The 24,329-nt window shown below is 67.7% G+C and carries 15 protein-coding genes and 1 pseudogene; 10 read left to right on the forward strand and 6 right to left on the reverse strand.

Going from position 1 to position 24,329, the window contains the following annotated elements:
* From ACAM26_RS10365 to recC, 4 genes are read right to left on the reverse strand one after another with little or no spacing between them, the layout of a single operon-like run.
* Positions 1–2,370: a Lon protease family protein gene (locus tag ACAM26_RS10365; RefSeq protein ID WP_369613572.1), complete on the reverse strand. Its 2,370-nt coding sequence runs from the start codon at positions 2,368–2,370 to the stop codon at positions 1–3.
* Positions 2,367–4,406: an exodeoxyribonuclease V subunit alpha gene (recD, locus tag ACAM26_RS10370; protein WP_369613573.1), complete on the reverse strand. Its 2,040-nt coding sequence runs from the start codon at positions 4,404–4,406 to the stop codon at positions 2,367–2,369. Before recD ends, ACAM26_RS10365 begins: the two co-directional genes overlap by 4 nt.
* On the reverse strand, positions 4,403–8,119 hold the full coding sequence (gene recB, locus ACAM26_RS10375) for an exodeoxyribonuclease V subunit beta (RefSeq protein ID WP_369613574.1): 3,717 nt from the start codon (positions 8,117–8,119) through the stop codon (positions 4,403–4,405). Before recB ends, recD begins: the two co-directional genes overlap by 4 nt.
* Positions 8,109–11,600, reverse strand: coding sequence for an exodeoxyribonuclease V subunit gamma (gene recC, locus ACAM26_RS10380; protein ID WP_369613575.1), 3,492 nt, complete (start codon positions 11,598–11,600; stop codon positions 8,109–8,111). The genes recB and recC overlap by 11 nt, the downstream gene beginning before the upstream one ends.
* Positions 11,601–11,891: 291 nt before the next feature.
* Here recC and ACAM26_RS10385 point away from each other — a divergent pair, with 291 nt between their 5' ends.
* From ACAM26_RS10385 to ACAM26_RS10410, 6 genes are all read left to right on the forward strand, one after another.
* Positions 11,892–13,550, forward strand: a complete 1,659-nt coding sequence (locus ACAM26_RS10385; RefSeq protein ID WP_369613576.1) for an acyl-CoA synthetase — start codon at positions 11,892–11,894, stop codon at positions 13,548–13,550.
* A 97-nt stretch (positions 13,551–13,647) separates the two neighbouring features.
* Entirely contained in the window at positions 13,648–14,400 is a 753-nt protein-coding gene (locus ACAM26_RS10390; protein WP_123140265.1) for an electron transfer flavoprotein subunit beta/FixA family protein, read from the forward strand.
* Between the two features lie 15 nt (positions 14,401–14,415).
* Complete coding sequence (locus tag ACAM26_RS10395; RefSeq protein ID WP_132229684.1) at positions 14,416–15,345, forward strand: electron transfer flavoprotein subunit alpha/FixB family protein; 930 nt, start codon at positions 14,416–14,418, stop codon at positions 15,343–15,345.
* Between the two features lie 16 nt (positions 15,346–15,361).
* Positions 15,362–17,137, forward strand: a complete 1,776-nt coding sequence (locus ACAM26_RS10400) for an acyl-CoA dehydrogenase (RefSeq protein ID WP_369613577.1) — start codon at positions 15,362–15,364, stop codon at positions 17,135–17,137.
* Between the two features lie 10 nt (positions 17,138–17,147).
* Positions 17,148–18,791 (forward strand): electron transfer flavoprotein-ubiquinone oxidoreductase, encoded by a 1,644-nt coding sequence (locus ACAM26_RS10405; RefSeq protein ID WP_369613578.1) that lies wholly within the window; start codon positions 17,148–17,150, stop codon positions 18,789–18,791.
* A gap of 14 nt (positions 18,792–18,805) precedes the next feature.
* On the forward strand, positions 18,806–19,219 hold the full coding sequence (locus ACAM26_RS10410) for a MaoC family dehydratase (protein ID WP_132229629.1): 414 nt from the start codon (positions 18,806–18,808) through the stop codon (positions 19,217–19,219).
* Positions 19,220–19,258: 39 nt separating this feature from the next.
* Here ACAM26_RS10410 and ACAM26_RS10415 read toward each other — a convergent pair whose 3' ends face one another.
* The gene (locus ACAM26_RS10415; protein ID WP_223806074.1) at positions 19,259–19,933 is read right to left on the reverse strand and encodes a TetR/AcrR family transcriptional regulator; all 675 of its coding nucleotides are present in this window, start codon (positions 19,931–19,933) and stop codon (positions 19,259–19,261) included.
* 505 nt (positions 19,934–20,438) lie between these two features.
* On the opposite strand from ACAM26_RS10415, the pseudogene ACAM26_RS10420 reads away from it, so the two are divergent.
* The 3 genes and pseudogenes from ACAM26_RS10420 to ACAM26_RS10430 all read left to right on the forward strand — a co-directional run.
* Positions 20,439–20,573: pseudogene (locus ACAM26_RS10420) on the forward strand (helix-turn-helix domain-containing protein); the annotation flags it as partial.
* 12 nt (positions 20,574–20,585) lie between these two features.
* The gene (locus tag ACAM26_RS10425) at positions 20,586–20,807 is read left to right on the forward strand and encodes a hypothetical protein (protein ID WP_369613790.1); all 222 of its coding nucleotides are present in this window, start codon (positions 20,586–20,588) and stop codon (positions 20,805–20,807) included.
* A gap of 181 nt (positions 20,808–20,988) precedes the next feature.
* Positions 20,989–21,645, forward strand: coding sequence for a hypothetical protein (locus tag ACAM26_RS10430; RefSeq protein WP_369613579.1), 657 nt, complete (start codon positions 20,989–20,991; stop codon positions 21,643–21,645).
* Positions 21,646–22,139: 494 nt separating this feature from the next.
* Here the strand turns inward: ACAM26_RS10430 and ACAM26_RS10435 are convergent, their stop codons facing one another.
* The gene (locus ACAM26_RS10435; protein WP_369613580.1) at positions 22,140–22,592 is read right to left on the reverse strand and encodes a helix-turn-helix domain-containing protein; all 453 of its coding nucleotides are present in this window, start codon (positions 22,590–22,592) and stop codon (positions 22,140–22,142) included.
* Between the two features lie 464 nt (positions 22,593–23,056).
* Here ACAM26_RS10435 and ACAM26_RS10440 point away from each other — a divergent pair, with 464 nt between their 5' ends.
* On the forward strand, positions 23,057–24,301 hold the full coding sequence (locus ACAM26_RS10440) for an ABC transporter ATP-binding protein (RefSeq protein ID WP_123142441.1): 1,245 nt from the start codon (positions 23,057–23,059) through the stop codon (positions 24,299–24,301).
* The last annotated feature ends 28 nt before the right edge of the window (positions 24,302–24,329 follow it).

Raw genomic sequence — 24,329 nt, forward strand, 5'->3', positions numbered from 1 at the left:
TCAGTCCCGTCGGGCGGCTGCGATCGCCCGCGCATGCTCGATCAATGTCTGCTCGACACGCTGGTTGACGCTGCCCTCGGGGTAGCGACCGGCGCCGTCGCGCTCCCCGGCAGGGGTCGCGGTGAGCAGGGCGATGGCCTCGTCGATGTCCGCGACGGCGTGGATGTGGAACTCGCCGGCGGCGACCGCCGCGACCAGCTCGTTCGAGAGCATCAGCGTCCTGACGTTGGCCGTCGGGATCAACACCCCCTGCTCGCCGTCGAGCCCTCGCGCCCGGCAGAGCGCGAAGAAGCCCTCGATCTTCTCGTTCACCCCGCCGATGGCCTGGATGGCGCCGTGCTGATCGATTGCGCCGGTGATCGCCAGCGACTGACGCAGTGGCAGCCCGGAGAGCGCCGAGAGCAGGGCGCAGAGTTCGGCGGCCGAGGCGCTGTCGCCGTCGATCGGGCCGTGGGACTGCTCGAACACCAGGCTGGCGGCGAGCGAGAGCGGCTGGTGGCGGGCATAGCGCCCGGCGATGAAGCCCGAGAGGATCAGCACGCCCTTGGAGTGGAGCGGCCCGCCGAGCGCGACCTCGCGCTCGATGTCGATCAGTTCGCCCTCGCCGGCGCGCGCGCTGGCGCTGATCCGCACCGGGTGGCCGAAGCCGCTGGCGCCGAGTTCGACCACCGCCAGGCCGTTGACCTGGCCCGGCAGGCGCCCGGTGGTGGCGATGCGCAGGGTGTCCTCGAGGATCGCCTCCTGGATGCGGCGGCTGATGCGGTCGCAGCGGCGCCGGCGCGCAGCGAGCGCCCGATCGACGTCTTCGGCCTCGACCAGCTCGGTGCCGCGGACCCCGGCATGATGGTCGGCCTCGTGGACCAGATCGGCGAGCGCGCGCATCTGGCCGCTGAGATGCGTGCGCTCGCCGGCGAGCCGGGCGCTGTGCTCGATCACCCGGGCGACGGCGGTACGCGAGAAGTGACGTAGCCGCGAATCCCGGACCCAGCTGGCGACCAGTCGCGCCAGGGCGTGTTCGTGCTCGGGGTCGCGCGGCAGCCGCTCCTCGAATTCGGCGCTGACCTTGAACAACTCCTCGAACTCCGGGTCGGCCTCGGCGAGCAGGGCATAGAGCATGTGCTCGCCGAGCAAGACCACCTTGACCCGGAGCGGGATCGGTTCGGGTTCCAGCGAGACGGTGGTCAGCGGGCCGTTGCCGCCCTCGGGCGAGTCGAAGCGGATCTCGTCGTTGTGCAGCGCGCGTTTGAGCGTCTCCCAGGCGAGGGGTTGGGCGAGCAGCTTGCGTGCCTCGATCACCAGATAGCCGCCGTTGGCGCGATGCAGCGCGCCGGGACGGATCATGGTGAAGTCGGTCTCGAGCGCGCCGAGCACGGCGCGGTGCTCGATGCGCCCGACCAGCTCGCGGGGGCTGGGCAGGTCGCACTGCACCACCGGCGCGCCGGCATCGTCCTGGTGCGAGAGCAGCGGATTGACCCGGTAGCGATGCATCCAGGGGGTGCCGTCCTGGGGGCTTTGCGGCTCCTCGTCGGTGACGAGGAACTGGTCGAAGTGTGCGATCACGTCGTCCTCGACCGCATGCAGATAGGCCAGGGTGTCGGGTTGGCCGTGGTGACGGCGCTCGATCTCCTCGAAGAGATGACGCACCGCGCCGCGCGCCTGATCGCTGTTGAGCCGGTCGATCTCCTCCTCGCAATGGCGCTTCCAGCGCGCCACCTGATCCATCACCGCGTGCAACGCCTCGCGCAGCTGCTCGATCTCGGTCTCGATGCTTGCGCGCTGCTCGGGTGCGAGCGCGGCGAAGGCCTCGGGCGCCATCGCCTTGCCCTCTTGCAGTGGCGCCAGACTCAGGCCCTCCTGGGTACGCAGCAGTGCCACACCACGCGCGCGGGCGCGCTGCCCGATCTTCTCGAAGGCCCGCTCCCGACGTTGTTCGAGACCGTGTTCGATGGTGCGGGCGCGGTTGCGGTAGTCGTCGCTCTCGAAGGCGCGTCGCAGTGCCCGTTGCAGGTCTCTCACCAGCCGCTCCATGTCGCGGGCCAGTCCGGGGCCCTGACCCGGTGGCAGGCGCAGCGCCCTGGGGTGGTGTGGATGACTGAAGTCGTGCACATAACACCAGTCGTCCGGGAGCGGGTCGCGTCGAGCGCGCCGTCGCAGCGCATCGAGCACCAGCGCCGACTTGCCGCTGCCGGCCGGACCGATGGCAAAGAGGTTGTAGCCGCGATGACGGATGTCGATGGCCAGGCCGATCGCCTCGAGCGCGCGATCCTGACCGATGAAGCCCGTCAGCGGCTGCAGCTCGGCGGTGGTGGTGAAGGCCAGTCGCTCGGGGTCGCAGCAGAGCCGCAGCGCAGAGGCAGGCAGGGCGGTCATGATCTCTGCTCCTCGTCTTCGGCGCCCAGCCGTAGCCCGCTGACGCGCCTGACGCGGCGCCGCAGCGCGGCCTCGAGCACCCGTGGGCTCTGATGGACCAGGGTGAAACGCTCGCGGGCACGGGTGATGCCGGTATAGATCAGCTCGCGGGTGAGCACCGGGGTGGGGTGGTCGGGCAGGGCGAGGGCGGTATGGGTGAACTCCGAGCCCTGGGACTTGTGCACCGTCATCGCGAACACCGTCTCCACCGCCTGCAACCGGCTCGGCAGCACCCAGCGGATGGCGTCGCCGCCGTCGGGGTGCGGGAAGGCGACACGCAGCACCCGCCGCTGTCCACCGTCGGCGTCGCGCAGCGGCGTCTCCAGAGCGATGCCGATGTCGCCGTTCATCAGCCGCAGCCCGTAGTCGTTGCGGGTGATCAGCACCGGTCGCCCGGCGAACCAGGCGTGATCGGTGCCGTCGAGCAGCCCGGCGCGGGTGAGCCAGTCAGCGATCCTGGCGTTGAGTCCGGCCACACCCCAGGGGCCGTGGCGCAGCGCGGCGAGGAGCTGGAACTCGCCGTGGGCGGCGAGCACGGCGCGTGCCCAGTCGTCGATCTCGGTGTTGTCGGCCTCCGCGGCGGGGGCCTGCGCTCGCATCAGGCGGAGATAGCCGTGGTAGCCGGAGACCACCAGGTCGATCAGCGCGGGATCGTCGGGGGTCCGGACCGTCAGTTCGGCGATCACCCCGAGCGCCTCTTGCTGGGGGGCGGTGAAGAGCGCCTGGATCTCGGTGCGGGTGGGCGCGGGCTCGGTGTTGATGCGCTGGGCCAGCGCGCCGATCCCGCCCTCGGCGCGGAAGCGATAGCTGTGCCTGAGCATGGCGATGGCCTGGTCGAGCGGTGTGCCGGCATCGTCGAGGGTCTCGGGCGGGAGTGACTGACCACAGGCGGCGCCGACCCAGGCGGCGGTCGCCTCGGTGTAGTGTCCGGCGCTGGCGCGGCGGCAGAGATCGCCGAGCACCGCCCCGGCCTCGACCGAGGCGAGCTGGTCCTTGTCGCCGAGCAGCACCAGCGCGGTCTCGGGGCGCAGCGCCTCGATCAGCGCGGCCATCAGCTCGACATCGACCATCGAGGCCTCGTCGATCACCACCAGGTCGGCGTCGAGCGGGTTGCGGGCGTGGTGGCGGAAGGCGCGACTGTCGGGGATCGGGCCGAGCAGCCGATGCAGGGTCGAGACCGCGGTGGGGATGGTCGCGCGCAGCGACTCGGCCACCGGCAGATCGGCTACCCGAGGGGCGATCGAGGCGTTGAGTCGGGCGGCGGCCTTGCCGGTGGGGGCGGCCAGACGGATGCGCAGCGGCGCCCGGTCGGCGGCGAGCGCGAGCCCCTGGAGCAGTGCGAGCAGACGCACCACGGTGGTGGTCTTGCCGGTGCCGGGACCGCCGGTGATCACCGCGAAGGGACTGCGCGCGGCGAGCACGCAGGCGATCCGCTGCCAGGGATCGCCGTGCTCGGCGGGGAAGAGATCGGCGAGCAGTGGGCGCAGCCGTGCCGGGTCGAGAGGCTGAGGGCGCGCCAGACGCTGCGCGATGCCCTGTTCGATGATCCGCTCGTAGCGCCAGTAGCGGCGCAGATAGAGCAGCGGGCGTCGGGGCGTGCCGGCGAGCACCAGCGGCGCGCCGCCGTCGTCGTCGCTGCCGGCGAGATCGCAGACGGCGCTGCTGGCGCCGAGTCGCGCCGCCCAGGCGGCGGGGTCGAGCCCGGCGAGTCGGGCGGTGAGCGCGTCGTGGATGCCGGGCTCGGGCGGGCGCTCGGTGTCGCTGGCGAGCAGGGTCTCGGGGTGGGCGAGCGCATCGCCGAGGTCGAGACAGACGTGACCGTGACCATTGCGCTCGCTGACCAGGGCGACGGCGAGCAGCACCGCCGGGTCCTGCTCGCCCGCTTCGCGCTGGACGAAGCGGGCGAGCGCGAGATCGAGTGCGCGCAGTACACCCTGTTCGACCCACAGGGCCAGCTCGTCGAAGAGCGTCCGGGCCGTCTCGTTCATGTCGTTCATGCCGCCGCCTCCCGTTCGCCGGCGAAGAGCCGGTCGAGCGCCTCGACGAAGGCCACTGGCGGGCGGTCGAGATGGAGCCCCTGAGAGCTTGCCGCGGCGCCGCGCAGGAAGGCGTAGATGGCGCCGCCGAGGTGACGCTCGGGGTCATAGTCGGGCAGGCGCGCGCGCAACAGACGATGGAGCGCGAGCAGATAGAGCGCGTACTGCAGGTCGTAGCGCGCGGCGAGCACCGCCTCGCGCATCGCCGTCTGAGCGTAGGCGGCATCGTCCGGGCCGAGCCAGTTGGACTTCCAGTCGAGCAGGTAGAAGCGTCCCTGGTGCTCGAAGACCAGGTCGATGAAGCCCTTGAGCATGCCCTCGAGGCGCTGGCGCTCGAGCGCCGGGCGCGCCGCGCCGGGGGCGATGTAGCGGCGCACCAGGGCATCGAGCGCGGCGGTGTCGACGGCGCGGGTCTGGATCCAGAACTCGAGCTCGACCTGGAGGCGCTCGGGGTCGAGTGCGGTGAGCCGGAGATCGGCGCCGTCGATCGCGGCGAGCGACCAGGTGCGCGTCAGATAGCCGGCGAGCCACTGATCGAGTGTGTCGATCCAGTCGGTCAGCCCGCGTCTGTTACAGCGGCGCGCGATGGTCTCGCGGCGCAGCGCGGTGGCGGCGAGCGCGGCGCGGTAGCCGCGCAGGGTCTCGCCCTCGGGGGCGCGCCATTCGAGGGTCGCGGCCCATTCGAGCAGGCCGTGGAGGAAGGTGCCGTAGCGACTGCCGCGCGGGAAGGCGTGCAGCCCGGTGAGGCGCGTCGGCTCGACCGGTCTCGCCCTCGGGGCCTCGGCCAGCGCTTCCTCGAAGGCGGTCTCCTGGGCGGCGGTCTCGCGCTCGCCCGGCGTGTCGTCGGGCTCCTCGCTGGCGCTGTGGCGGGCGAGCGCCGAGTAACTGGTGATCCACCAGGGGCGTGGTGGCCGGTGTGGTGGTGGCCGGGCGCTGTCGAGCGAGACCTCTGCCGCGGTTTGCGCGAGCGGCGTGGTCGCTCTCGGCTCGTCGAGCGTGGTGAGTGCCGGCCAGTGCGCGAGTCTCTCTCGGAGCGCAGAGGGTTCGTCGATCCCGAGCAGATGACCGAGCGCGGTGACCGGCAGCTCCTTGGTGGCGCCGAGTCCGAGCCAGAGTGCGTCGCGCGCCCGGGTGAGGGCGACATAGAGCTTGCGCAGGTCCTCGCCGAGGCGCTCGCCATCGGCCTGCTCGACCAGCGTCGGCGCGGCATGGAGATGGAGCCGCAGTCGGCCCTCGGCATCATGGGTCTTGAGCGGGAGGTCGTCGCTGCGTACCTGACGGGTGGTGGCGACGAAGGGGACGAACACCAACGGATACTCCAGCCCCTTGGATTTGTGGATGGTGATCACCTGCACCAGGTCGGCGTCGCTCTCCAGTCGCAGCTGCTGGGTCTCGGCATCTTCGCCGCTCTCGCCCTGGATACGCGCCTCAAGCGCGCGCACCAGGGCCTGCTCGCCGTCGAGTTGCTGGCTGGCGCGGGCGAGCAGCTCGCCGAGATGGAGCAGGTCGGTGAGCGCACGCTCACCATCGGCGCGGGCGAGCAGCCGGGGTGCGATGGCGAAGTCGGCGATGACGCGATAGAGCAGCGGCAACACCCCCTGGGTGCGCCACAGCTGGTGATAGCGCCTGAGCCGTTCGCCGCAGTCGTCCCAGTAGAGTTCGTCGTGGTTGAGCCGGTCGAGCTGGTCGAGCGGCAGGCCGATGAGGTCGCAGGCCAGCGCCTGACGCATCAGCCGCTCGTCGAAGGGATCGGCGACGGCGCGCAGCAGCAGGAGCAGGTCGTGGGCCTGGCGGCTCTGATAGACGCTGTTGCGCTCGGAGAGATAGACGCTCGCCACGCCGAGCTGGTGCAGTTCGGCACGGACCTGTGCGGCCTCCTGATGGCGATTGACCAGGACCGCGATGTCGCCGGCGCGCAACGGGCGGTGTCCGCCCCGTCCATCGGGGAGGGTGGCACGCCCGCTGGCACCCTGTTCGAGCAGCGAGACGATGGTACGCGCGGTGCAGGCGGCCATCCGCTGGGCATAGTCCCCCTTGCCGAGCGGTTTGCCCTCATCGCCGTCGAGCACCCAGGCCTGGAGCACCGGGGCGGGTTCGCCGTCGATCCTGAGGCGGTCGTCCTCGGCGCGGCTCGGATTGGGCGAGACGGCGAGGAAGGGGACCGGGTCGGCGGTCTGGTCGCGGAACAGGAAGGCGCCGCCGGGGCGTTGCTCGGCCTGGGCGAAGAGCGCGTTGATGCCCTCGATCAGCGCCGGGCAGGAGCGATAGTTGGTGTCGAGGCTGTAGTGCCGGGGCGCGGTGGCGGCGCGGGCGCGCAGATAGGTGTGGATGTCGGCGCCGCGGAAGGCATAGATCGACTGCTTGGGGTCGCCGATCATGAACAGTCCGGTCTCGGGGGCGTTCTCCTCGGGGCGGTAGACGGTGGCGAAGATGCGGTACTGCAGCGGGTCGGTGTCCTGGAACTCGTCGACCAGGGCGAAGGGGAACTGACGGCGGATGGTGGCCGCCAGGCGCGCGCCCTGCGGACCCTGCAGCGCTTGGTCGAGTCGTTCAAGCAGATCGTGCTGGGTGAGCAGGGCGCGCGCGCGCTTCTCCTCCTCGATGCGTTCGGCAACCCGGTGCAGGGCGTGGGCGAGCAGCGGCGGTTGGAGTTCCGGGAGGTCGGCGAGCTGCTCGAAGAGCGTCTCGAGCGCACGGCAGGCGGGATGATCGACGGGTGGGGCGTCATCCTTCCAGATCTCTGCGACGGCCCGTGATGACATGCGCTGCCAGGAGCGGCTGTCGGCCTTCAGTGCGGGGTGTTCGGCCTCGGGGTCGAGGATCCAGGCACGCAGTTGCGTGATGACATCGGCGCGATGCTTGCTGTTGAGCTGGCGCTGGTTGAATGCCTTGCGCGCGGCGGCCTCCTCGAAGAGGGTCTCGAGCTGGCCGCACCAATCCTGCTCCGACCACGCCCGCTTGAGCGCATCGATCCGTCGGCGACGCGTCTCGAGCACGTCGGCGATGATCGTCTCGGGTGGTTGTTCGGGCGCCCTCGGGGCGTGCTCGCGCAGCCCGAGCAGTCGGGCGAGTCGCTGTTCGAGCGCGAGCGGGGACGACCAGTGCACGTGGACCCGGGCGAGGGTGGCGCGATCGAGGTCGCCGTAGCAGCTGCGCCAATAGTCCTCGACGGCCTGACGCAGTAGCGGGGCGGCATCGTTCTCCAGTTCCAGCTCGAACATGTTGCCGCTGTCGAAGGCGTGCTCGCGCAGCATTCGGTGACACCAGGCGTGGATGGTCGAGATCGCCGCCTCGTCCATCCACTCGGCGGCCTGTTCGAGATGACGGGCGCAGAGGTTGGGGTCGGTGTGCGCGCTCATCTCCTCGCGCAGCCGGGCGAGCAACGGATCGCCGCTGTCAGTCTCCGGACAGCGGAAGGCGGCGGCGGCCTCGACCAGCCGGGCGCGGATGCGCCCGCGCAGCTCGTCGGTGGCGGCGTTGGTGAAGGTCACCACCAGGATCTCGGGTGGCTGCAGCCGGGTGCGCGCGCCGAGCGCGACACCGTGACCGAGCACCAGACGGAGATAGAGCATCGCCAGGGTGAAGGTCTTGCCGGTGCCGGCGCTGGCCTCGATCAGACGGGCGCCGCAGAGCGGGATGGCGAGTGGGTCGAGACGATTGGGTTCAGCTGTCATCCCAGGTGGCCTGGTCGGGGTTCTTGATGTCGGTGTGCAGGTCGGTATAGAGCCGCTCGGCCCAGTCGGTGAACTCGGGATGTCGCTGGAGGCTTGAGGCGTCGGGATAGCAGCGAGCGAGATAACCGCTGTGCTCCAGGGCCGCGGTGAAAGACGGTTCGAGGTCCGGGGCGTCGTCGCGGCGTCCGAGCCAGGCGATGCCGGTCTCCAGGGTCGCCGGCAGCGGCGCGCGCATCCCCGCCCACCAGGCCGCGAGCAGTCGTTGGAGACGGGTACGCGAGAGTTCGGGATCGAGCGGTCGCAGGTGCAGCCGACCCGCCGGGGTGAGCACCCAGGTGGCGACCGGCTCACCGGTGAGCTGGGCGGCGAGATGGTGCAACCAATGCTCGACGATCTGGTGCCAGCGGTAGTGCTTGTCCTTGACGATGCTGCTGGCGCTGAGCCGGAGCTGGATGCGTGTGTCCTGGTGCTCGGCGCCGAGCCGGGGGGCGAGCTGGTCCTCGAGACGCAGCGCCACATCGCCGTCGGTGCGGTGTTCGAGGCTGAGCGGTGAGGGGTGCCCGAGATCGCGTGGATACTCGCGACGCAGTGTCTGCCAGCGCTGGTGGAGCGGCAGCAGTCGCTCGCCGATGCCGGCGGCGAGCAACTCGCCCTGGGCGCCCGCGGGCAGTTCGCCACGGGCCTGCAGCCGTTCGAGCGCGGCCTCCAGCCGGGGGGCGAGTGCGAGTTCGACGTCGGCGGGATCGAACAGTTCGGTGATCAGCTGGTCGCTGAGCTGCCAGTTGAGCAGGCCGTCGAGGGCGAAGGTCTCGACATCGGATGGCCGCTCGCTGGCGCGCGGGCGGTCGACCTGGAGACGCTGACGGAACAGCGCATCGACCGGGGCGCGGAGGAACTGGGCGAGTCGACGCAGGTCGAGCGGTCCTTCCGGGCTCCAGGTGGGGAGATCGCTGTCGTCGTCGGTGCCGGGTGTGTCGTGGATTGCGCGCCACTCGCTGGCATAGGTGAACAGCCGGGGGTCGCGACCGGGGCGGAAGTAAGCGCGACTGAAGGGCTGCAGCGGGTGCTCGGTGGTGAGCGCGGCGAGCAGCGTCTGACCGTCGCCGTCGGGGTTGGCGCAGCGCCAACCGGCGGCGAGGTGGTCGCGCAGCTGACCGACCAGGACCGAGGGGGTCTTGGGGGTGTTGTCGCGGATGTCGCGCCCGATCCAGCTGATCGACAGCCGCTCGCGTGCCGAGAGCAGCGCCTCGAGGAAGAGATAGCGGTCGTCCTCGCGGCGCGAGCGATCGCCCGGGCGGTAGTCGTCGGCCATCAGGTCGAAGTCGGGGGGGCGATGGTTGCGCGGATAGTCGCCGTCGTTCATCCCCAGCAGCCAGATCTGGCGGAAGGGGATGGCGCGCATCGGCATCAGCGTGGCGAAGTTGATCGCGCCGCCGAGAAAGCGCTGGGTGAGGCTGGGTGCGTCGAGCCCGCGCAGCAGGGTGTCGCGCAGCACCTCCAGCGGCAGGGGCTCGGCGCCGGCGTCGGCCTGACGACAGTCCTCGTCCCACTGCTCGAGGCTCTCGCGTACGCGCGCCAGGGCCAGCTCGTCGCTCTCGCCGCAGGGGCTGAAACAATCCTCGAGCAGTTGCTCGATGGTCGTGACCCAGTCGCCCGGGGTGCGCGGCTGGTCGAGTCGTTCCCAGTAGCGCTCCAGGGTCTCCAGCAGGTCGATCAACGGGCCGAGCAGTGTCGCCTCCAGGCCGCCGACCTCGGCGTGCGGCTCGATCCCGCGCCAGGCGCAGGTCGCGCCGGCGGCGAAGCCGAGCAGCATCCGCCGCAGTCCGAAGCGCCAGGTGTTGCGCTCGGCCGCGGCGGGCAGTCCGAGGTGTTCGCGCTGGCGCCCGTCGAGTCCCCAGCGCACGTTGGCGCCGATGATCCAGCTGCGCAGCCGGGGCAGCTCGCCCTCGGTGAGACCGAAACGCGCGCGCAGCGCGGCGATGTCGAGCAGATCGAGCAACTCGGTGACGGTGAAGCGCGCTCGCGGCAGGTCGAGCAGCGTGGCGACCCCGATCAGCAGCGGATTGCGGTGGCGCTCGCCCTGGTCGGCGATGTGGAAGGGCAGATGACGCGGATCCCGGCGCGGGATGCGGCCGAACACCGCAGCGATGTGCGGCGCATAGAGGTCGATGTCGGGGACCATCACCAGGATCTCGCGCGGGGCGAGTGGGCGGCCCTCGGCCTCGGCGGTGACGAAGGCGGCGAGCAGCTGGTCGTGGAGGATCTCGACCTCACGCTGGGCGCTGTGGGCGATGGTGAAGCCCAGGCTGTGGTCGTCGGTGGGATCGATCGCCGTGTTCTGCTGCTGGCGCTCGCCGAGCGGTCGCAGGTCGAGGATGTCGTCCTGGAGCTGGGCGAGCAGATGGTGCTCGGTGGCGGACTCGAACAGGTCGATGTCGAGCGACTGCTGGCGGAACACGCCTTCGTAGTGCTCGCGCCGGTCGTGCTCGTCGAGCAGACGGATGTAGTCGCGCCCCTGCCGACCCCAGGCGGCGAGCAGCGGGTGACCGTGGAGATGGAGGGCGGTCTCGTCGACGTCCTCGGGGACCTTGCGCGCGTGGTTGCGCCCATAGGCGCGGGCGAAGAGTGCGCGACCCTCGATGATGTCGCCCCAGTAGTGTCGGCTGGGATTGTGGACGAAGAGCATCACCTGACTGTGGGCGGCGATGCCCTCGAGTACCTCGAGGGTCTGGCGCGGTAGCGAGGAGATGCCGAAGACGATCACCCGCCGCGGCAGCCGGGCCGGGGCGGCGTCCTCGACCGTGGCGAGGAAGCGACGGTGGATCTCGGCGCGGCTGGCCTGGGCGAGCGGGTCGTCGGTGGTCGTCCCGGCGAGGTCCTGGTGGAGCAGTCGCCACAGCAGCGGTTGCCAGCGCTGTTGCTCGGGCACGGGCTGTTGCGTGGCGTCGGCGCGGATCAGGATGTCCTTGCCGCGTCCCCAGGCCTCGAGCCAGTCGGCGCGATAGACCTGGTACTGGTCGAAGAGGTCGGCGAGTCGTTCGGCGAGTTGATGACGTCGGCGCGCGCTCTCCTCGCCGTGCATGAAGGCGTGTAGCGGCGCGAGCACCGGATCGGCGGGGCGTTGCAGCAGCTCGCCGAGCAGCCGGTGGATGCGCCAGGTGAGTGGCGCCTTGTCATAGGGGGAGCTTGGCGGCAATGCGCCGAGCACGCCGCGGTAGGCCTCCCAGACGAAGCGTCCCGGCAGCATTACCCGCAGCGCGGCGGAGATGCCGCAGCCGCCACCGAGTTCGCCCCCCGGCGGTTCGGCGAGGGCGAGTTTGATCCACTGGGCGATGCCGTTGCTCTGCACCAGCACCACCTCGTCCTCGAGCGGGTGGAGCGGGTAGCGTGCCACCCAGGTGGTCAGCAGGTCGCGCAGTGACTCCAGCCGGTTGCCCTGGATCAGCATGAACCCGGTGGGCCAGTCCCCAGATCTCGTCACCCCGTGCGACTCCTCTCGTGTATCCGCTCGCCCTCGTCGGGCTTCGATGTTCTTGTCCCATCCTGCATCAGGAGCCGGGGGCGATCAATCCGCGGCTGCCGAGTCGCCGTGATCGCGATGGGACGATGACCGCGGGATGTCGTGGCAATCACGAAAAACTTTTCACACGATCGTTTGACAAGCTAGTTTTTGGGGTGATAGCGTCATTGCCGAATCGCAATCAGGCAGGCGCAGGCTTCCGGCTGAAAATCAGGGAAGCGGTTCTCAACACCATCGGAGTTACAGGAACGTATGTCCGAGCCAGTCGTTGATCTCTACGAGCAGGACCTCGAGCCGAGAGCGGCCAACCACGAGCCGCTCAGTCCGCTGAACTTCATCGAGCGCACCGCGGCGATCCATCCTCGCAAACTGGCCATGGTGCATGGCACGATCAGGCGCGACTGGGCCGAGACCTATCGTCGCTGTCGCCAGCTCGCCAGCGCGCTCGAACGGCGCGGGATCGGCCGCGGCGACACCGTCTCCATCGTCGCCCCCAATATTCCGGCACACTTCGAGGCGCATTTCGGCGTGCCCATGGCCGGGGCAGTGCTCAACTCCATCAATACCCGACTCGATGCCCCGGCGATCGCCTTCATCCTCGAACACGCCGAGGCGAGGGCGGTACTGGTCGACTGCGAGTGCGCCGAGGTCGTCGGTCGGGCGCTGGCGCGCATCGAGCGCGAGATCCTGGTGATCGACATCGCCGACCCGGACTTCGCCGATGCCCAGGCGCCGATCGGCGAGATCGACTACGAGTCCTTCCTCGCCGAGGGCGATCCCGATCATCAGTGGTCGGTGCCCGACGACGAGTGGCGGGCGATCACCCTCAACTACACCTCGGGCACCACGGGTGATCCCAAGGGGGTGGTCTATCACCATCGCGGGGCCTATCTCGGCGCGATCAACAACGTGCTGAGCTGGGGACTGCCCAACCACGCGGTCTATCTCTGGACCCTGCCGATGTTCCACTGCAACGGCTGGTGCTTCCCCTGGACCATGGCGGCGATGGCCGGGGTCAATGTCTGTCTGCGTCATGTACGGGCACACACCATCGTCGAGACCATCGCCCGTGAGGGCGTGACCCATCTGTGCGGCGCGCCGATCGTGCTGAAGATGATCAACGAGGTGCCGGCCGAGGCGAAGGCCGCGATCACCCAGTCGGTGCGGGTGATGACCGCCGGTGCGCCGCCGCCCTCGTCGGTGATCGCCGGGATGGAGGCGATGGGCTTCGAGGTCACCCATGTCTACGGACTGACCGAGACCTATGGTCCCTGTGTGGCCTGTGCCTGGAACGACGAGTGGGACGGGCTGGCGCTGGAGGAGCGGGCACGGCTCAAGGCGCGCCAGGGGGTACGGATGCCGATGCAGGCGGCGATCATGGTCGCCGATCCCGCCACCCTGCAGCCGATCCGCCAGGACGGCGTGACCCTGGGCGAGATCATGATCCGCGGCAACCTGGTGATGAAGGGGTATCTGAAGAACCCGGACACCACCCGACGCGCCTTCGATCGCGGCTGGTTCCACAGTGGCGATCTCGCCGTCTGGCACCCGGACGGCTATGTCGAGATCAAGGACCGCTCCAAGGACATCATCATCTCGGGTGGCGAGAACATCTCCTCGATCGAGGTCGAGGAGGTGCTCTTCGGCCATCCGCTGGTGCAGGACGTCGCCGTGGTCGCCAAGCGCGACGAGAAGTGGGGCGAGGTGCCCTGTGCCTTCATCACCCTGGTCGCCGACGCCGAGCTTAGCGAGCAGGCGGTGATCGACTATTGCCGCGCCCGCATGGCCCATTTCAAGGCGCCCAAGCATGTGGTCTTCGCCACCCTGCCACGCACCCCCACCGGCAAGCTGCAGAAGTATCTCCTGCGCCAGTGGGCGAACGATGCCCAGAGCGAGGTCGCGACGGCCTGAACGCCGTATCGACCGAGATCGAGTGATGGAGAGAGACGAGGCGACGACCGTCGTCGTACCGGCCCCTGTCGATGACTGGGGCCCGAGGAGGAGCGTCATGAAGATACTGGTCCCGATCAAGCGGGTCATCGACTACAACGTCAGGGTCAGGGTCAAGTCCGATCACTCGGACGTCGACCTGGCCAACGTCAAGATGGCCATCAATCCCTTCTGCGAGATCGCCGTCGAGGCGGCCGTCCGGTTGCGCGAGGACGGCAAGGCCGATGAGGTGGTGGCCGTCTCGGTCGGTCCCAAGGCGGTGCAGGAACAGCTGCGGACCGCGTTGGCGATGGGGGCCGATCGCGCCATCTGGGTCGAGACGGCCGAGGATGCCGATCTCGGCCCGCTGGGGATCGCCCAGTTGCTCGCGGCGCTGGTGCGCGAGGAGCAGCCGGGGCTGGTGCTGCTCGGCAAGCAGTCGATCGACGGCGACAACAACCAGGTCGGGCAGATGCTCGCCGGTCTGCTCGGTTATCCCCAGGGCACCTTCGTCTCCGGACTCGAGGTGGTGGACGAGGGCATCGAGGTCGTCCGCGAGGTCGACGGTGGTCTGCAGACCCTGGCGTTGCGACTGCCGGCGGTGATCACCACCGACCTGCGACTCAACACCCCGCGTTTCATCCGTGCCCCCGACATCATGAAGTCCCGGCGCAAGCCGATCGCGCACACCGGAGCCGAGCAGCTCGGGGTCTCTCCGGCAGCGGGGCCGCGCCTGCTGGCGGTACATCCGCCCGAGCCGCGCGCCGGCGGGATCCGGGTCGAGTCGGTCGGCGAGCTGCTCGAGCGGCTGAGACAGGCACAGGTGATCTGAATGGAGGAGGGGATGATGCGCACTCTGGTGATCGCGGAACAGGACAGGGGCCGGCTGGCGCCGGCGACACTCAACGTCCTGGGCGCCGCCGGCGAACTCGATGGACCCTGCGACCTGCTGGTGGTCGGGCATGACTGTGCGGCGGCGATCGAGTCCGCCCGCGTGCTTCCTGGCGTCGAGCGCGTGCTGGTGGCCGATGCCCCGGTCTATGCCGATCGGCTCGCCGAGAATCTCGCCGAGCTGGTGGTGGCGGTCGCGCCCGGCTACAGCCATCTGCTGGCCGCGGCCAGCACCTCGGGCAAGGATCTGATGCCGCGGGCAGCGGCGCTGCTCGGGGTCAATCAGGTCTCCGAGGTGATTGCGGTCGAGTCCCCGGCGCGGTTTCGCCGACCGATCTATGCCGGTAACGCCATCGCCACGGTGGAGAGCGACGACCCGGTGAAGGTGCTGACGGTGCGTCAGACTGCCTTCGCCGCGGTCGAGCCCGCTGGCGGCACGGCCGAGGTGGTCGAGCTCGAGCAGGTGATCGAGGCGGTCGCGACCCGGCTGGTCGGCGAGCAGCTGGCCGAGTCCGAGCGCCCGGAGCTGACCAGCGCGCGGGTGGTGGTCAGCGGTGGTCGCGGACTCGGCAGTCGCGAGGGCTTCGAGCTGGTCTATCGGCTCGCCGATCGGCTCGACGCCGCCGTCGGCGCCTCGCGTGCGGCGGTGGACGCCGGCTTCGTCGCCAACGACCTGCAGGTCGGCCAGACCGGCAAGGTGGTCGCGCCCGAGCTCTATATCGCGCTCGGCGTCTCGGGGGCGATCCAGCACCTGGCGGGGATGAAGGATTCGAAGGTGGTGGTGGCGATCAACAAGGACCCGGATGCGCCGATCTTCGAGGTTGCCGACTACGGGCTGGTCGCCGATCTGTTCGAGGCCGTGCCCGAACTTATCGAAGCACTCTGACTCCCTTGGTATAACCATGAGCAGCTATCAGCATTGCTATCGCGAGAGTGATTTCGTCCTTCGCCATCTGATCGATTTCGACGGACTCTGTGTCGAGAACGGCTTCGAGGGCGTGGATCTGGACCTTGCCAACAGCCTGATCGACGAGGCCGCGCGCTTCGGCGCCGAGGTGTTGGCGCCACTCAATGTCGTCGGTGACCGTGAGGGTGCCCGGATGGGTGAAGGGGGCGTGGTGGAGACGCCCGGTTTCGCCGCTGCCTATCGGCAGTTCGCCGAGGGGGGCTGGCAGTCGCTCAAGGTCGACGAAGGCCATGGCGGACAGGGGTTGCCCGATGTGCTCAATGCCGCGGTCAGCGAGATCTGGCACGCGGCCAACCTGTCGCTGGCGCTCTGCCCGATGCTCACCGAAGGCGCGATCGAGGCCCTTGCCGAGCACGGCGACGAGACCCTGCGCGCGCGTTATCTGCCGCGTCTGAGCAGTGGCGAGTGGACCGGCACGATGAACCTCACCGAGCCCGACGCCGGCTCGGATCTGGCGGCGATCAAGACCCGCGCGGTGCCGAATGGAGAGGGTTACCGCATCAGCGGTCAGAAGATCTTCATCACCTGGGGCGATCACCGGATGACCGACAACATCGTCCACCTGGTGCTCGCGCGACTGCCCGATGCGCCGCCCGGGGTGAAGGGGATCTCGCTGTTCGTGGTCCCCAAGTATCGGCTGGACGCGCATGGCGACCCGGCCGAGGCCAATGGGGTGCGCTGTCTCTCACTCGAACACAAGCTCGGCATCCATGGCAGCCCGACCTGTGTGATGGCGTTCGACGACGCCTGGGGCGAGTTGGTCGGCGAGCCGCATCGCGGGCTCGCCTATATGTTCACCATGATGAACCGTGAGCGCCAGGTCGTCGGCCTGCAGGGCTTGGCGATTGCCGAGCGCGCCTATCAGCAGGCGCGTCTGTATGCGATGGAGCGGTTGCAGGGCACGCGTCGTGACGGCACGCGGGTGGCGATCATCGCGCACCCGGACGTGCGGCGGATGCTGATGACGATGAAGAGTGGCATCGAGGCGATGCGCGCCCTGGTGCTGGAGACCGCGGCCGAAGCCGACCGGGCGCGGGGCGCGAATGAGGGTGCGCGTCGGGCGCATCATCAGGCCAGGCTCGAACTCTTCACCCCGATCGTCAAGGGCTGGATCACCGAGTTCGCCCAGGAACTGACCTCGCTGGCGATCCAGGTCCACGGCGGCATGGGCTTCGTCGAGGAGACCGGGGTGGCGCAGCACTATCGCGACGCACGCATCCTCACCATCTACGAGGGGACGACCGGGATCCAGGCGCTCGATCTGATCTCGCGCAAGCTGCTCGCCGACGAGGGGCGGGCGATCGGGGCGTTGTTCGACGAGATGGAGGAAACGCTCGGCGTGCTCCGGCAGGCCGAGGAGGCGTCTCTGGTCGTACTCGCCGCCCCCTTCGCCGATGGGCTCGCCGCGGCACGACGGGCGTGCGACTGGGTGCTGCGCGAGGCGCCAGACGATCGCCAGTTGGCCGGTGCCGTCAGCGTCGAGTTGCTGATGCTGCTGGGCTATCTCTGTGGTGGCTGGATGCAGGTGCGCAGCGCACTGGCTGCGCATCGCGCGATCGAGGACGGGGAGGGCGATGCGCTCTTTTTCGATGCCAAGCTCAAGACGGCCCGTTTCTATTGCGAGCACGTGCTGGCACGGACCCAGGCGGCGCTGACCTCGGTGCTGGCCGGATCGACGAGCCTGATGGCGCTCGATGCAGGGCAATTCTGAGGAGTCGTCGATGAGCGAACGCGATCTGATGGAGTTCGACGTGGTGATCGTCGGCGCCGGACCGGCCGGGCTGGCGACCGCGATCCGGCTGGCGCAGGCCGACCCGGCGCCGAGCGTGTGCGTGGTGGAGAAGGGGGCCGAGGTCGGTGCTCATATCCTCTCGGGCGCGGTGATCGAGACCCGGGGTCTTGATGAGCTGATCCCGGACTGGCGTGAACGCGGCGCGCCGTTGGAGACCCCGGTCGAGCGCGAGGAGCTGTATCTGCTGCGCGATGCGCAACGCAGCTGGCGGATCCCCGAGGCGATCTCGCCACCGAGTTTACATAATTCAGGCAATTATCTGGTCAGTCTCGGCAACCTGTGTCGCTGGTTGGCCGCTGAGGCCGAGGGTCTGGGCGTCGAGATCTTCCCTGGGTTCGCCGCCACCGAGGTGCTGTTCGGCGAGCACGGTGAGGTGATCGGTGTCGCCACCGGCGACATGGGGATCGGCGCCGATGGCCGTCCCAAGGACAATCATGCCCCCGGGGTCGAGTTGAGGGCGCGCCAGACCGTCTTCGCCGAGGGGTGTCGGGGCCATCTCGGCAAGCAACTCTACCAGCGCTTCGGCCTGGATGCCGAGTCGACTCCTCAGCATCATGCCTTGGGCATCAAGGAGTTGTGGGAGATCGCGGCGGATCGGCACGAGCTCGGGCTGGTGCAGCACGGTACCGGCTGGCCCTTGCCAGAGGGAACCCATGGTGGCTTCTTCCTCTATCACCTGAGCAGGTGTCAGGTCGCCGTCGGGTTGATCGTCGATCTCGATTATCCCAATCCCTGGCTCAGTCCCTTCGACGAGTTCCAGCGGATGAAGCACCACCCGCTGTTCGCCGCCACCCTTGAGGGGGGAAGACGGATCGCCTATGGCGCACGCGCGCTGGCCAAGGGTGGTTTCGATGCCTTGCCCAGACAGTACTTCCCCGGGGGCTGTCTGGCCGGGTGCGAGGGCGGTACGCTCGACAACGCCAAGCTCAAGGGGGTTCATACCGCGCTCAAGAGCGGGATGTTGGTCGCCGAGGAGATCCTTGCGGCCTTCGCCGTCGGTGATCCCGGTGGGCGTGAGCTGACGGGCCTCGAGGCGCGGCTGCGTGCATCCTGGCTGTACGAGGACCTGCGTGTCGGTCGCAACTTCGGCCGATCGCTGCACCGTTTCGGGATCCTGCTCGGTGGGGCTGTCAACAGCCTGGATCAGCGCCTGCTCGGCGGCAGACGACCGATCCGGCGTCCGGGCGATGCGCCGGACCATACCTGGCTGGAACCTGCCGCACTGAGCGAGCCGCTCAGCTATCCCGGGCCCGATGGGGTGCTCAGCTTCGATCGGCTCTCCTCGGTCTATCTCGCCAATACGGCACACGAGGAGGATCAACCCTGTCATCTGCATCTGGCCGACCCGTCGATCCCGACCGGCTCGAATCTGGCCGAGTATGCCGAACCCGCGCAGCGCTACTGTCCGGCCGGGGTCTACGAGCTGGTGGGCGAGGGCGGTGATGACCCGCGTCTGCAGATCAATGCAGCCAACTGTGTGCACTGCAAGACCTGCGACATCAAGGACCCGGCGGCCAATATCACCTGGGTCGCCCCCGAGGGCGGTAGTGGCCCGAACTATCCGAACATGTGAATGAGGAACCAAGGATGCCGACCCTCGAAATCGGTCAGCGCGCAACCCTGACCCGGGCCTTCAGCGAGGCCGATGTGCGTTTCTTTGCCGAACTCTCGGGCGACTGTAATCCCGTGCATCTCGACCCCGTCTATGCGGCCGAGACTCGCTTCGGTGAGCGGATCGTTCACGGGATCCTGGTCTCGAGTCTGTTGTCGGCCTTGCTTGGCCATCATCTGCCGGGCGACGGTGCGATCTATCTCGGCCAGGAGCTCAATTTCAAGGCGCCGGTCTATCTCGACATGCCGGTCACCGCCTCGGTCGAGATCACCGCAATCCGTAGCGACAAGCCGATCGTCACCCTGGAGACGCGCTGCGTGGACGCCGAGACGGATCGGCTCCTGATCTCTGGTGAGGCGCGAATGTACGTACCCTGGTTGCAAGCCTGACCGCCCGATTGGAGCGATATCGAGTACGGGAGATGCCGGTCAGGTGTCTCCCGTGTTCGTTTGTGTCAGATGATGTGTCGACTGCACGCCTTGACGTACCATATCGAGCATGATGTCGGCGATCTCCTCGGGGGAGCGGATGCCGCGACGGTACCACAGGCATGCCCAGTTCATCCCGCCGAGCAGGAACAGGCGCAACAGCGAACGATCGGTGTCCGGGGCGACCGGAAGATCCTCGATCAACTCCCTGAACAGATTCTCGTAGGTCTTGCGAAAGGGCGTGATGCGCTTGAGCAGGTTGTGCTTTCCCACCAGCGCCAGGTTGCGTCCGGTGATCCTGTCCACCGGTGATCCCTCGACGATTCCGGCGACATGGACCTCGCAAGCGACGCGCAATCGCTCCCAGGGGTCGTCTAGATCCGCGATGGCGGCCTTGATCCTGGCCTCGACCCTGGTGATTCCGGTGCGATGTACGGCGAGATAGAGTTCCTCCTTCGAAGGGAAATAGTGATAGACGGAGCCTGGCAACAGGCCCACCTTTCCGGCGATATCGCGGATGGAGGTGCCGTCGTAGCCGAGGTCGAAGAAGAGCTCTGCGGCCGCATCGAGGATACGGGTCTTGCGATCTCGTGGCGGAGCGTCCTCGGCGGGTTCGTCCTCGGACAGCGCGCCACGAGCGAGCAGGGCGCGTTGACGTTGGTCGAGTGATTCCATTCCTTTTGGTGAACTGCGTACCAGCGCCCTGAGACGCTTTACCTGGGTCTCGAGTCCGTGGCGTTGGAGGACATAGCGGACGCCGGATGGTGAGATTCTGAGCCCTGAGGCGCAGAGCAGACGTGAGATCGACGCCTGTCCGAGCTCAGGACGCTCGCGTGCCAACCTTAGGATTGCTTCTTCTCGAGCTGGGTCTGTTGGTGGGTTTGGTCTCATTCTGGATCGCTGCCGTTATGGGATGTTGATCGAGAGTAGCATGTTGCTTTTTACTTATAAACTATCTAAACGAATATTTGACAAGTCCAACTTATATGATTGGTTTCCGTCCTTTAGGTAGGCTTTTGAGGAAAGTCCAAAAAGAAACCAATGGGAATATCTTGCCCAAGAGTTAACATAATATACATTATGCGTAATCAAGGGTGAGGGCCGTTCAGGCCCCGCTCCGCGTGGCAACTGGGCTGAACACGAACTCCTCGCCGAAGGGTTCGCGGTCAATCCGGCCACCTTGCGCGATCTCCAACGACGCTGCCGGTTCACGCATCAACAGGCCGCCCAAGCCTGCTGCGTCTCCGAGCGCACCTATCGGCGCTGGCTCCAAACCGGACGCCCCAATCCCGCCGCACTCCGACTCCTTGCGGTCCTCGCAGGCTTCATGCCCTGGGATGACTGGCAAGGCTGGGAGATCCACCGCGGTTACCTGTTCCCGCCCGGCTATCGGCGCCACGGCATCCGGCCCGGACAGTTCTTCGCCATCGTCTTCTACCGCCAGCAGATCGACACGCTGCGCCGGACCAACGCCAAGCTCCAAACCCGCATCGACGCCCTTGAGGCCGCCTTGGCCGACGCCCGGCGCGGGAGTCCGTCCCGTGGATGAGGCGCTCCTGGCCTATCTGGATGGCGACATGCCGGGCGCGGCGAAGCCGCCCCGGCCTGGGCTTGTCCCTTTATCAACAAGTGCGACGCCCCCTGAGTCAGCCCCTCAGCGCGCGGCACAACCGGCCCCCGACGGGACCACGCAGTTCGTCATCGACCCCGCACAGGGACGCATCCGCCGCATGCGCTCCTCGATCCTCACCGGGGCGCGCCTGATCCAGGAACGCATGGCGAACAGCGGCCAGCGTTGGAAGCCCGCCTTCCTCCACCTCACCTATGCCGACCAGGACGCCTTCGACGCCCGCCAGATCAGCGGGCTGATCGATCGCATCCGCAAGTGGGCCAAGCGCCGCGACCTGCCGCCGCTGCCGTTCATCTGGGTGCTCGAGCGCGGCTCGCGCCACGGACGCCTGCACTACCACCTGATGATCTGGCTGCCCAAGGGGGTGACGCTCCCCAAGCCCGACAAGCAAGGCTGGTGGCCCTGGGGATCGACCCGCATCGAGTGGGCGCGCAGCGCCGTGCGCTACATGGCCAAGTACGCCTCCAAGGGCGGCAAGGACACCGATCAGCCGTTCCCCAAGGGGGCGCGGATTCATGGCAAGGGGGGTCTGACGGGCACTGAACGCTCACAGTGCGCGTGGTGGCGGGCCCCGACCTGGGTCAAGCACGTCTGGCCGGACTGGCAGGACGAACCACGCCCGGCGGTCGGGGGTGGCTGGATCTCCAGGGTCACTGGCGACTGGCTGCCCTCGCCTTGGATGCTGATCGGCTTCGAACTCGGTCGACCCGTCGTGCGCTGGATCGCCGACCGGCCCTGCCCGTTCGCGGCGGCCTGAACCCTCAACCCTCGACGAGCGCAGCCGAAGGCAAGCGGGATGCTGCAACGCCCCTCGCCTCGTGCCCAACCCCGGACAACACCACCCCCTGGCCAAACCCGAAGGCCAGAACATGCCCCATCGGCCATCAAGAAAGTCGAAGGGAACGCAGTGACCGAAGCTCAGGTGGGATACGCCGGCACGCCGTCAAGTGGTGCGTCCAACGCTTGTGCGTATCCGGGAAACCATGCGAGGCCCGATCGGGCAACGGCATCTGTCGCAGAACGCCTTGAACGCGGGCAACCTTGATAACTTCAGCGCCCCGCAACCCCGGCGTGTTCACGCCAGCCCTTGCACGACGCGCCCTGGGGCACGATGGAGCGGTTCCCCGGCTGAAATGATTTGCCCCTGAAAGCCCGGCGCGGTGCGCTCTTCGCCGAAGCGCACGCGGAGACGACGAGCGCACCGAGACGGGCGACCTGTGGCAGAGGGTGACAACCGATCACCGCCACCCATCAGTCGCCGCGAGGCGAGATCGGCGGGGACTGGTCCGTGACTCCGCCCTCGCCCGAGTCCGTCGGCAACGGCAACCGTTCCGGTGGATTGCGCCACAGCGACAGCCAGGTCCGGTTCTCCGGCGAGAACGCTTGCTCCATGCCGCACGCCCGGCAGTACCCATCGACCACCTCGATGATCGCCGCCTTGTTCACATCGGGAAGCCGCATCGCCCGTTCGAGCGTCTGCTTGAGCACCGCATCCCGAGGCATCCGTTCCACGTCCAGCATCAGCGAATCGGGTGAACACCCGAAAGCCTCCATCAGCTTGTAGAGCGTCGAGAGTTTCGGGTCGCCGTCCTGGCGTTCGAGCTTCGAGAGGTGGCCAACCTTGATGCCGGTCCGCTCCGAGAGCTGAAGCAGCGTCCAGCCCTTGTCCTGGCGCATTCGCCGGAGGTTCTTTCCCAAAGACACGTGCTCCCCCTTGAGGGCCCTGTGGGGCCTATTTGATCGTTAGAAGGGAAATTGTAACGCCCGATTTACCCCCTCGGGGTTGATAGCCCCCACAAGGGCATGTAGATTTGCCCTGAAAGGACATTGACAGGGTTTGCGGGGGCAGTGAGGCGACCGGACTATACATTATGCGCAATTAAGGGTGAGGGCGGCTCAGGCCCCGCTCCGCGTGGCAACTGGGCCGAATACGAAGCCATCGTCTTCTACCACCACACGCATCAGCGCCAGCTCATCCAAGTCCGTAACCAGCGCCACATAGCAACCGAAGCGTGTTGCGTCTCCGTTTGCCCCGACGTTTGACAATCCTCTCACCCATGAAGAAGCTATCGAACGTTACCCGGACCAACCGGCCCCATGCTCCGCCCGCTGCCGGTTCGATCACTCACTCAGTCCATTATCGACTGCATTCATGGACGTACCTCAATATGTCGATCATCGAAGTCGAGCATCTGACCAAGGAGTTCAAGCTCGGTCAGCTACATAGTCTGAAGAGCTCACTCGTCAATCAGGCGCGCCGCATTCTTGGCCAAGCACCGACCGAGACCCCGCCCTTCAAGGCACTCGACGATGTCGGTTTCAGCATCGAGGAAGGTGAAGTCGTCGGTATCATCGGACACAACGGCGCCGGCAAGAGTACCTTGCTGAAGCTGCTTGCGAACATCACCAGCCCGACCTCGGGAACGATCAGAGTGGATGGCCGGATTGCGCCGCTGATCGAGGTCGGCGCCGGTTTCGTCCCGGACCTGACCGGACGCGAGAACGTCTATCTCAACGGCGCCATTCTGGGCATGTCGCGTCAGCGGATCGAGGAAAAATTCGACGAAATCGTCGATTTCGCCGAGATGTCGGCCTTCATCGACACCCCGGTCAAGCGTTACAGCTCGGGGATGAAGGTCAAGCTCGCCTTCGCCGTCGCCACCAGCATCGACTCGGAGATCCTCATCGTCGACGAGGTCCTCGCCGTCGGTGATCTCGCCTTCCAGCGCAAGTGTTTCGATCGTATGGAAGACCTGATCCGGCGGCGCGGCAAGACCGTCCTGCTGGTCAGTCACAACATTCGTCAGGTCTCGCGCATCTGCTCGCGGGTGATGCTGTTCGAACGCGGGCGCGTGCTGATGGATGATGCCCCGCAACCAGTCGTTGACCTTTACTACCAGAAGAGCAACGAGAAGGTCCTGGCCGATCACTCGGAAGCGATCCTCAAGCACGCCCGTATCGACACCTCCGGCGAGGCGGAGGTCCTCAGCGTAACCCTGCTCGACGACCAGGACAGCCCGACCGATGCCGTCGAGTCCGGCGGGCCGCTCAAGGTCCGGGTGCGCTTCAAGCTCCATGTCGCGCTCGAACAACCCGAGATCGTGATCGGCACCCATACCACGGACTTCGTTTATCTCGACTCGGGTTCGACCGCCGGGATCGCCGAACGGCCCGACCTCGCAGCCGGCGAACACGAGGTCGAATACCGGATCGATACCTATCCCCTCGCCCCCGGGACCTACAACATCCGTTTTGCCCTGCTCGATCGCAACCGACGGATGGTCTACATCGGCGAGGCACTGAAGGTGTTCATGGTGAAGTCACAGGGTAACGAGGCCAATGAGGCCTCGGCGCGCATGCTCTCGTTGCCTGCTTCCTGGGTACTCGACGGTCGAGCCTATGCCGGCGCATAAGATGAGACGCATTATCAATTTCCATCGT

It is taken from the genome of Marichromatium sp. PS1, from assembly GCF_041155115.1.
Lineage (GTDB): Bacteria > Pseudomonadota > Gammaproteobacteria > Chromatiales > Chromatiaceae > Marichromatium > Marichromatium gracile.

Coding starts and splice junctions, on each gene's coding strand:
- ACAM26_RS10425 (WP_369613790.1), top strand. CDS start 20,586: ATGCCCTGGGATGACTGGCAAGGCTGGGAGATCCACCGCGGTTACCTG.
- ACAM26_RS10385 (WP_369613576.1), top strand. CDS start 11,892: ATGTCCGAGCCAGTCGTTGATCTCTACGAGCAGGACCTCGAGCCGAGA.
- ACAM26_RS10430 (WP_369613579.1), top strand. CDS start 20,989: ATGCGCTCCTCGATCCTCACCGGGGCGCGCCTGATCCAGGAACGCATG.
- recB (WP_369613574.1), bottom strand. CDS start 8,119: ATGACAGCTGAACCCAATCGTCTCGACCCACTCGCCATCCCGCTCTGC.
- ACAM26_RS10400 (WP_369613577.1), top strand. CDS start 15,362: ATGAGCAGCTATCAGCATTGCTATCGCGAGAGTGATTTCGTCCTTCGC.
- recD (WP_369613573.1), bottom strand. CDS start 4,406: ATGAACGACATGAACGAGACGGCCCGGACGCTCTTCGACGAGCTGGCC.
- ACAM26_RS10405 (WP_369613578.1), top strand. CDS start 17,148: ATGAGCGAACGCGATCTGATGGAGTTCGACGTGGTGATCGTCGGCGCC.
- ACAM26_RS10365 (WP_369613572.1), bottom strand. CDS start 2,370: ATGACCGCCCTGCCTGCCTCTGCGCTGCGGCTCTGCTGCGACCCCGAG.
- ACAM26_RS10415 (WP_223806074.1), bottom strand. CDS start 19,933: ATGGAATCACTCGACCAACGTCAACGCGCCCTGCTCGCTCGTGGCGCG.
- ACAM26_RS10395 (WP_132229684.1), top strand. CDS start 14,416: ATGCGCACTCTGGTGATCGCGGAACAGGACAGGGGCCGGCTGGCGCCG.
- ACAM26_RS10390 (WP_123140265.1), top strand. CDS start 13,648: ATGAAGATACTGGTCCCGATCAAGCGGGTCATCGACTACAACGTCAGG.
- ACAM26_RS10440 (WP_123142441.1), top strand. CDS start 23,057: ATGTCGATCATCGAAGTCGAGCATCTGACCAAGGAGTTCAAGCTCGGT.
- ACAM26_RS10410 (WP_132229629.1), top strand. CDS start 18,806: ATGCCGACCCTCGAAATCGGTCAGCGCGCAACCCTGACCCGGGCCTTC.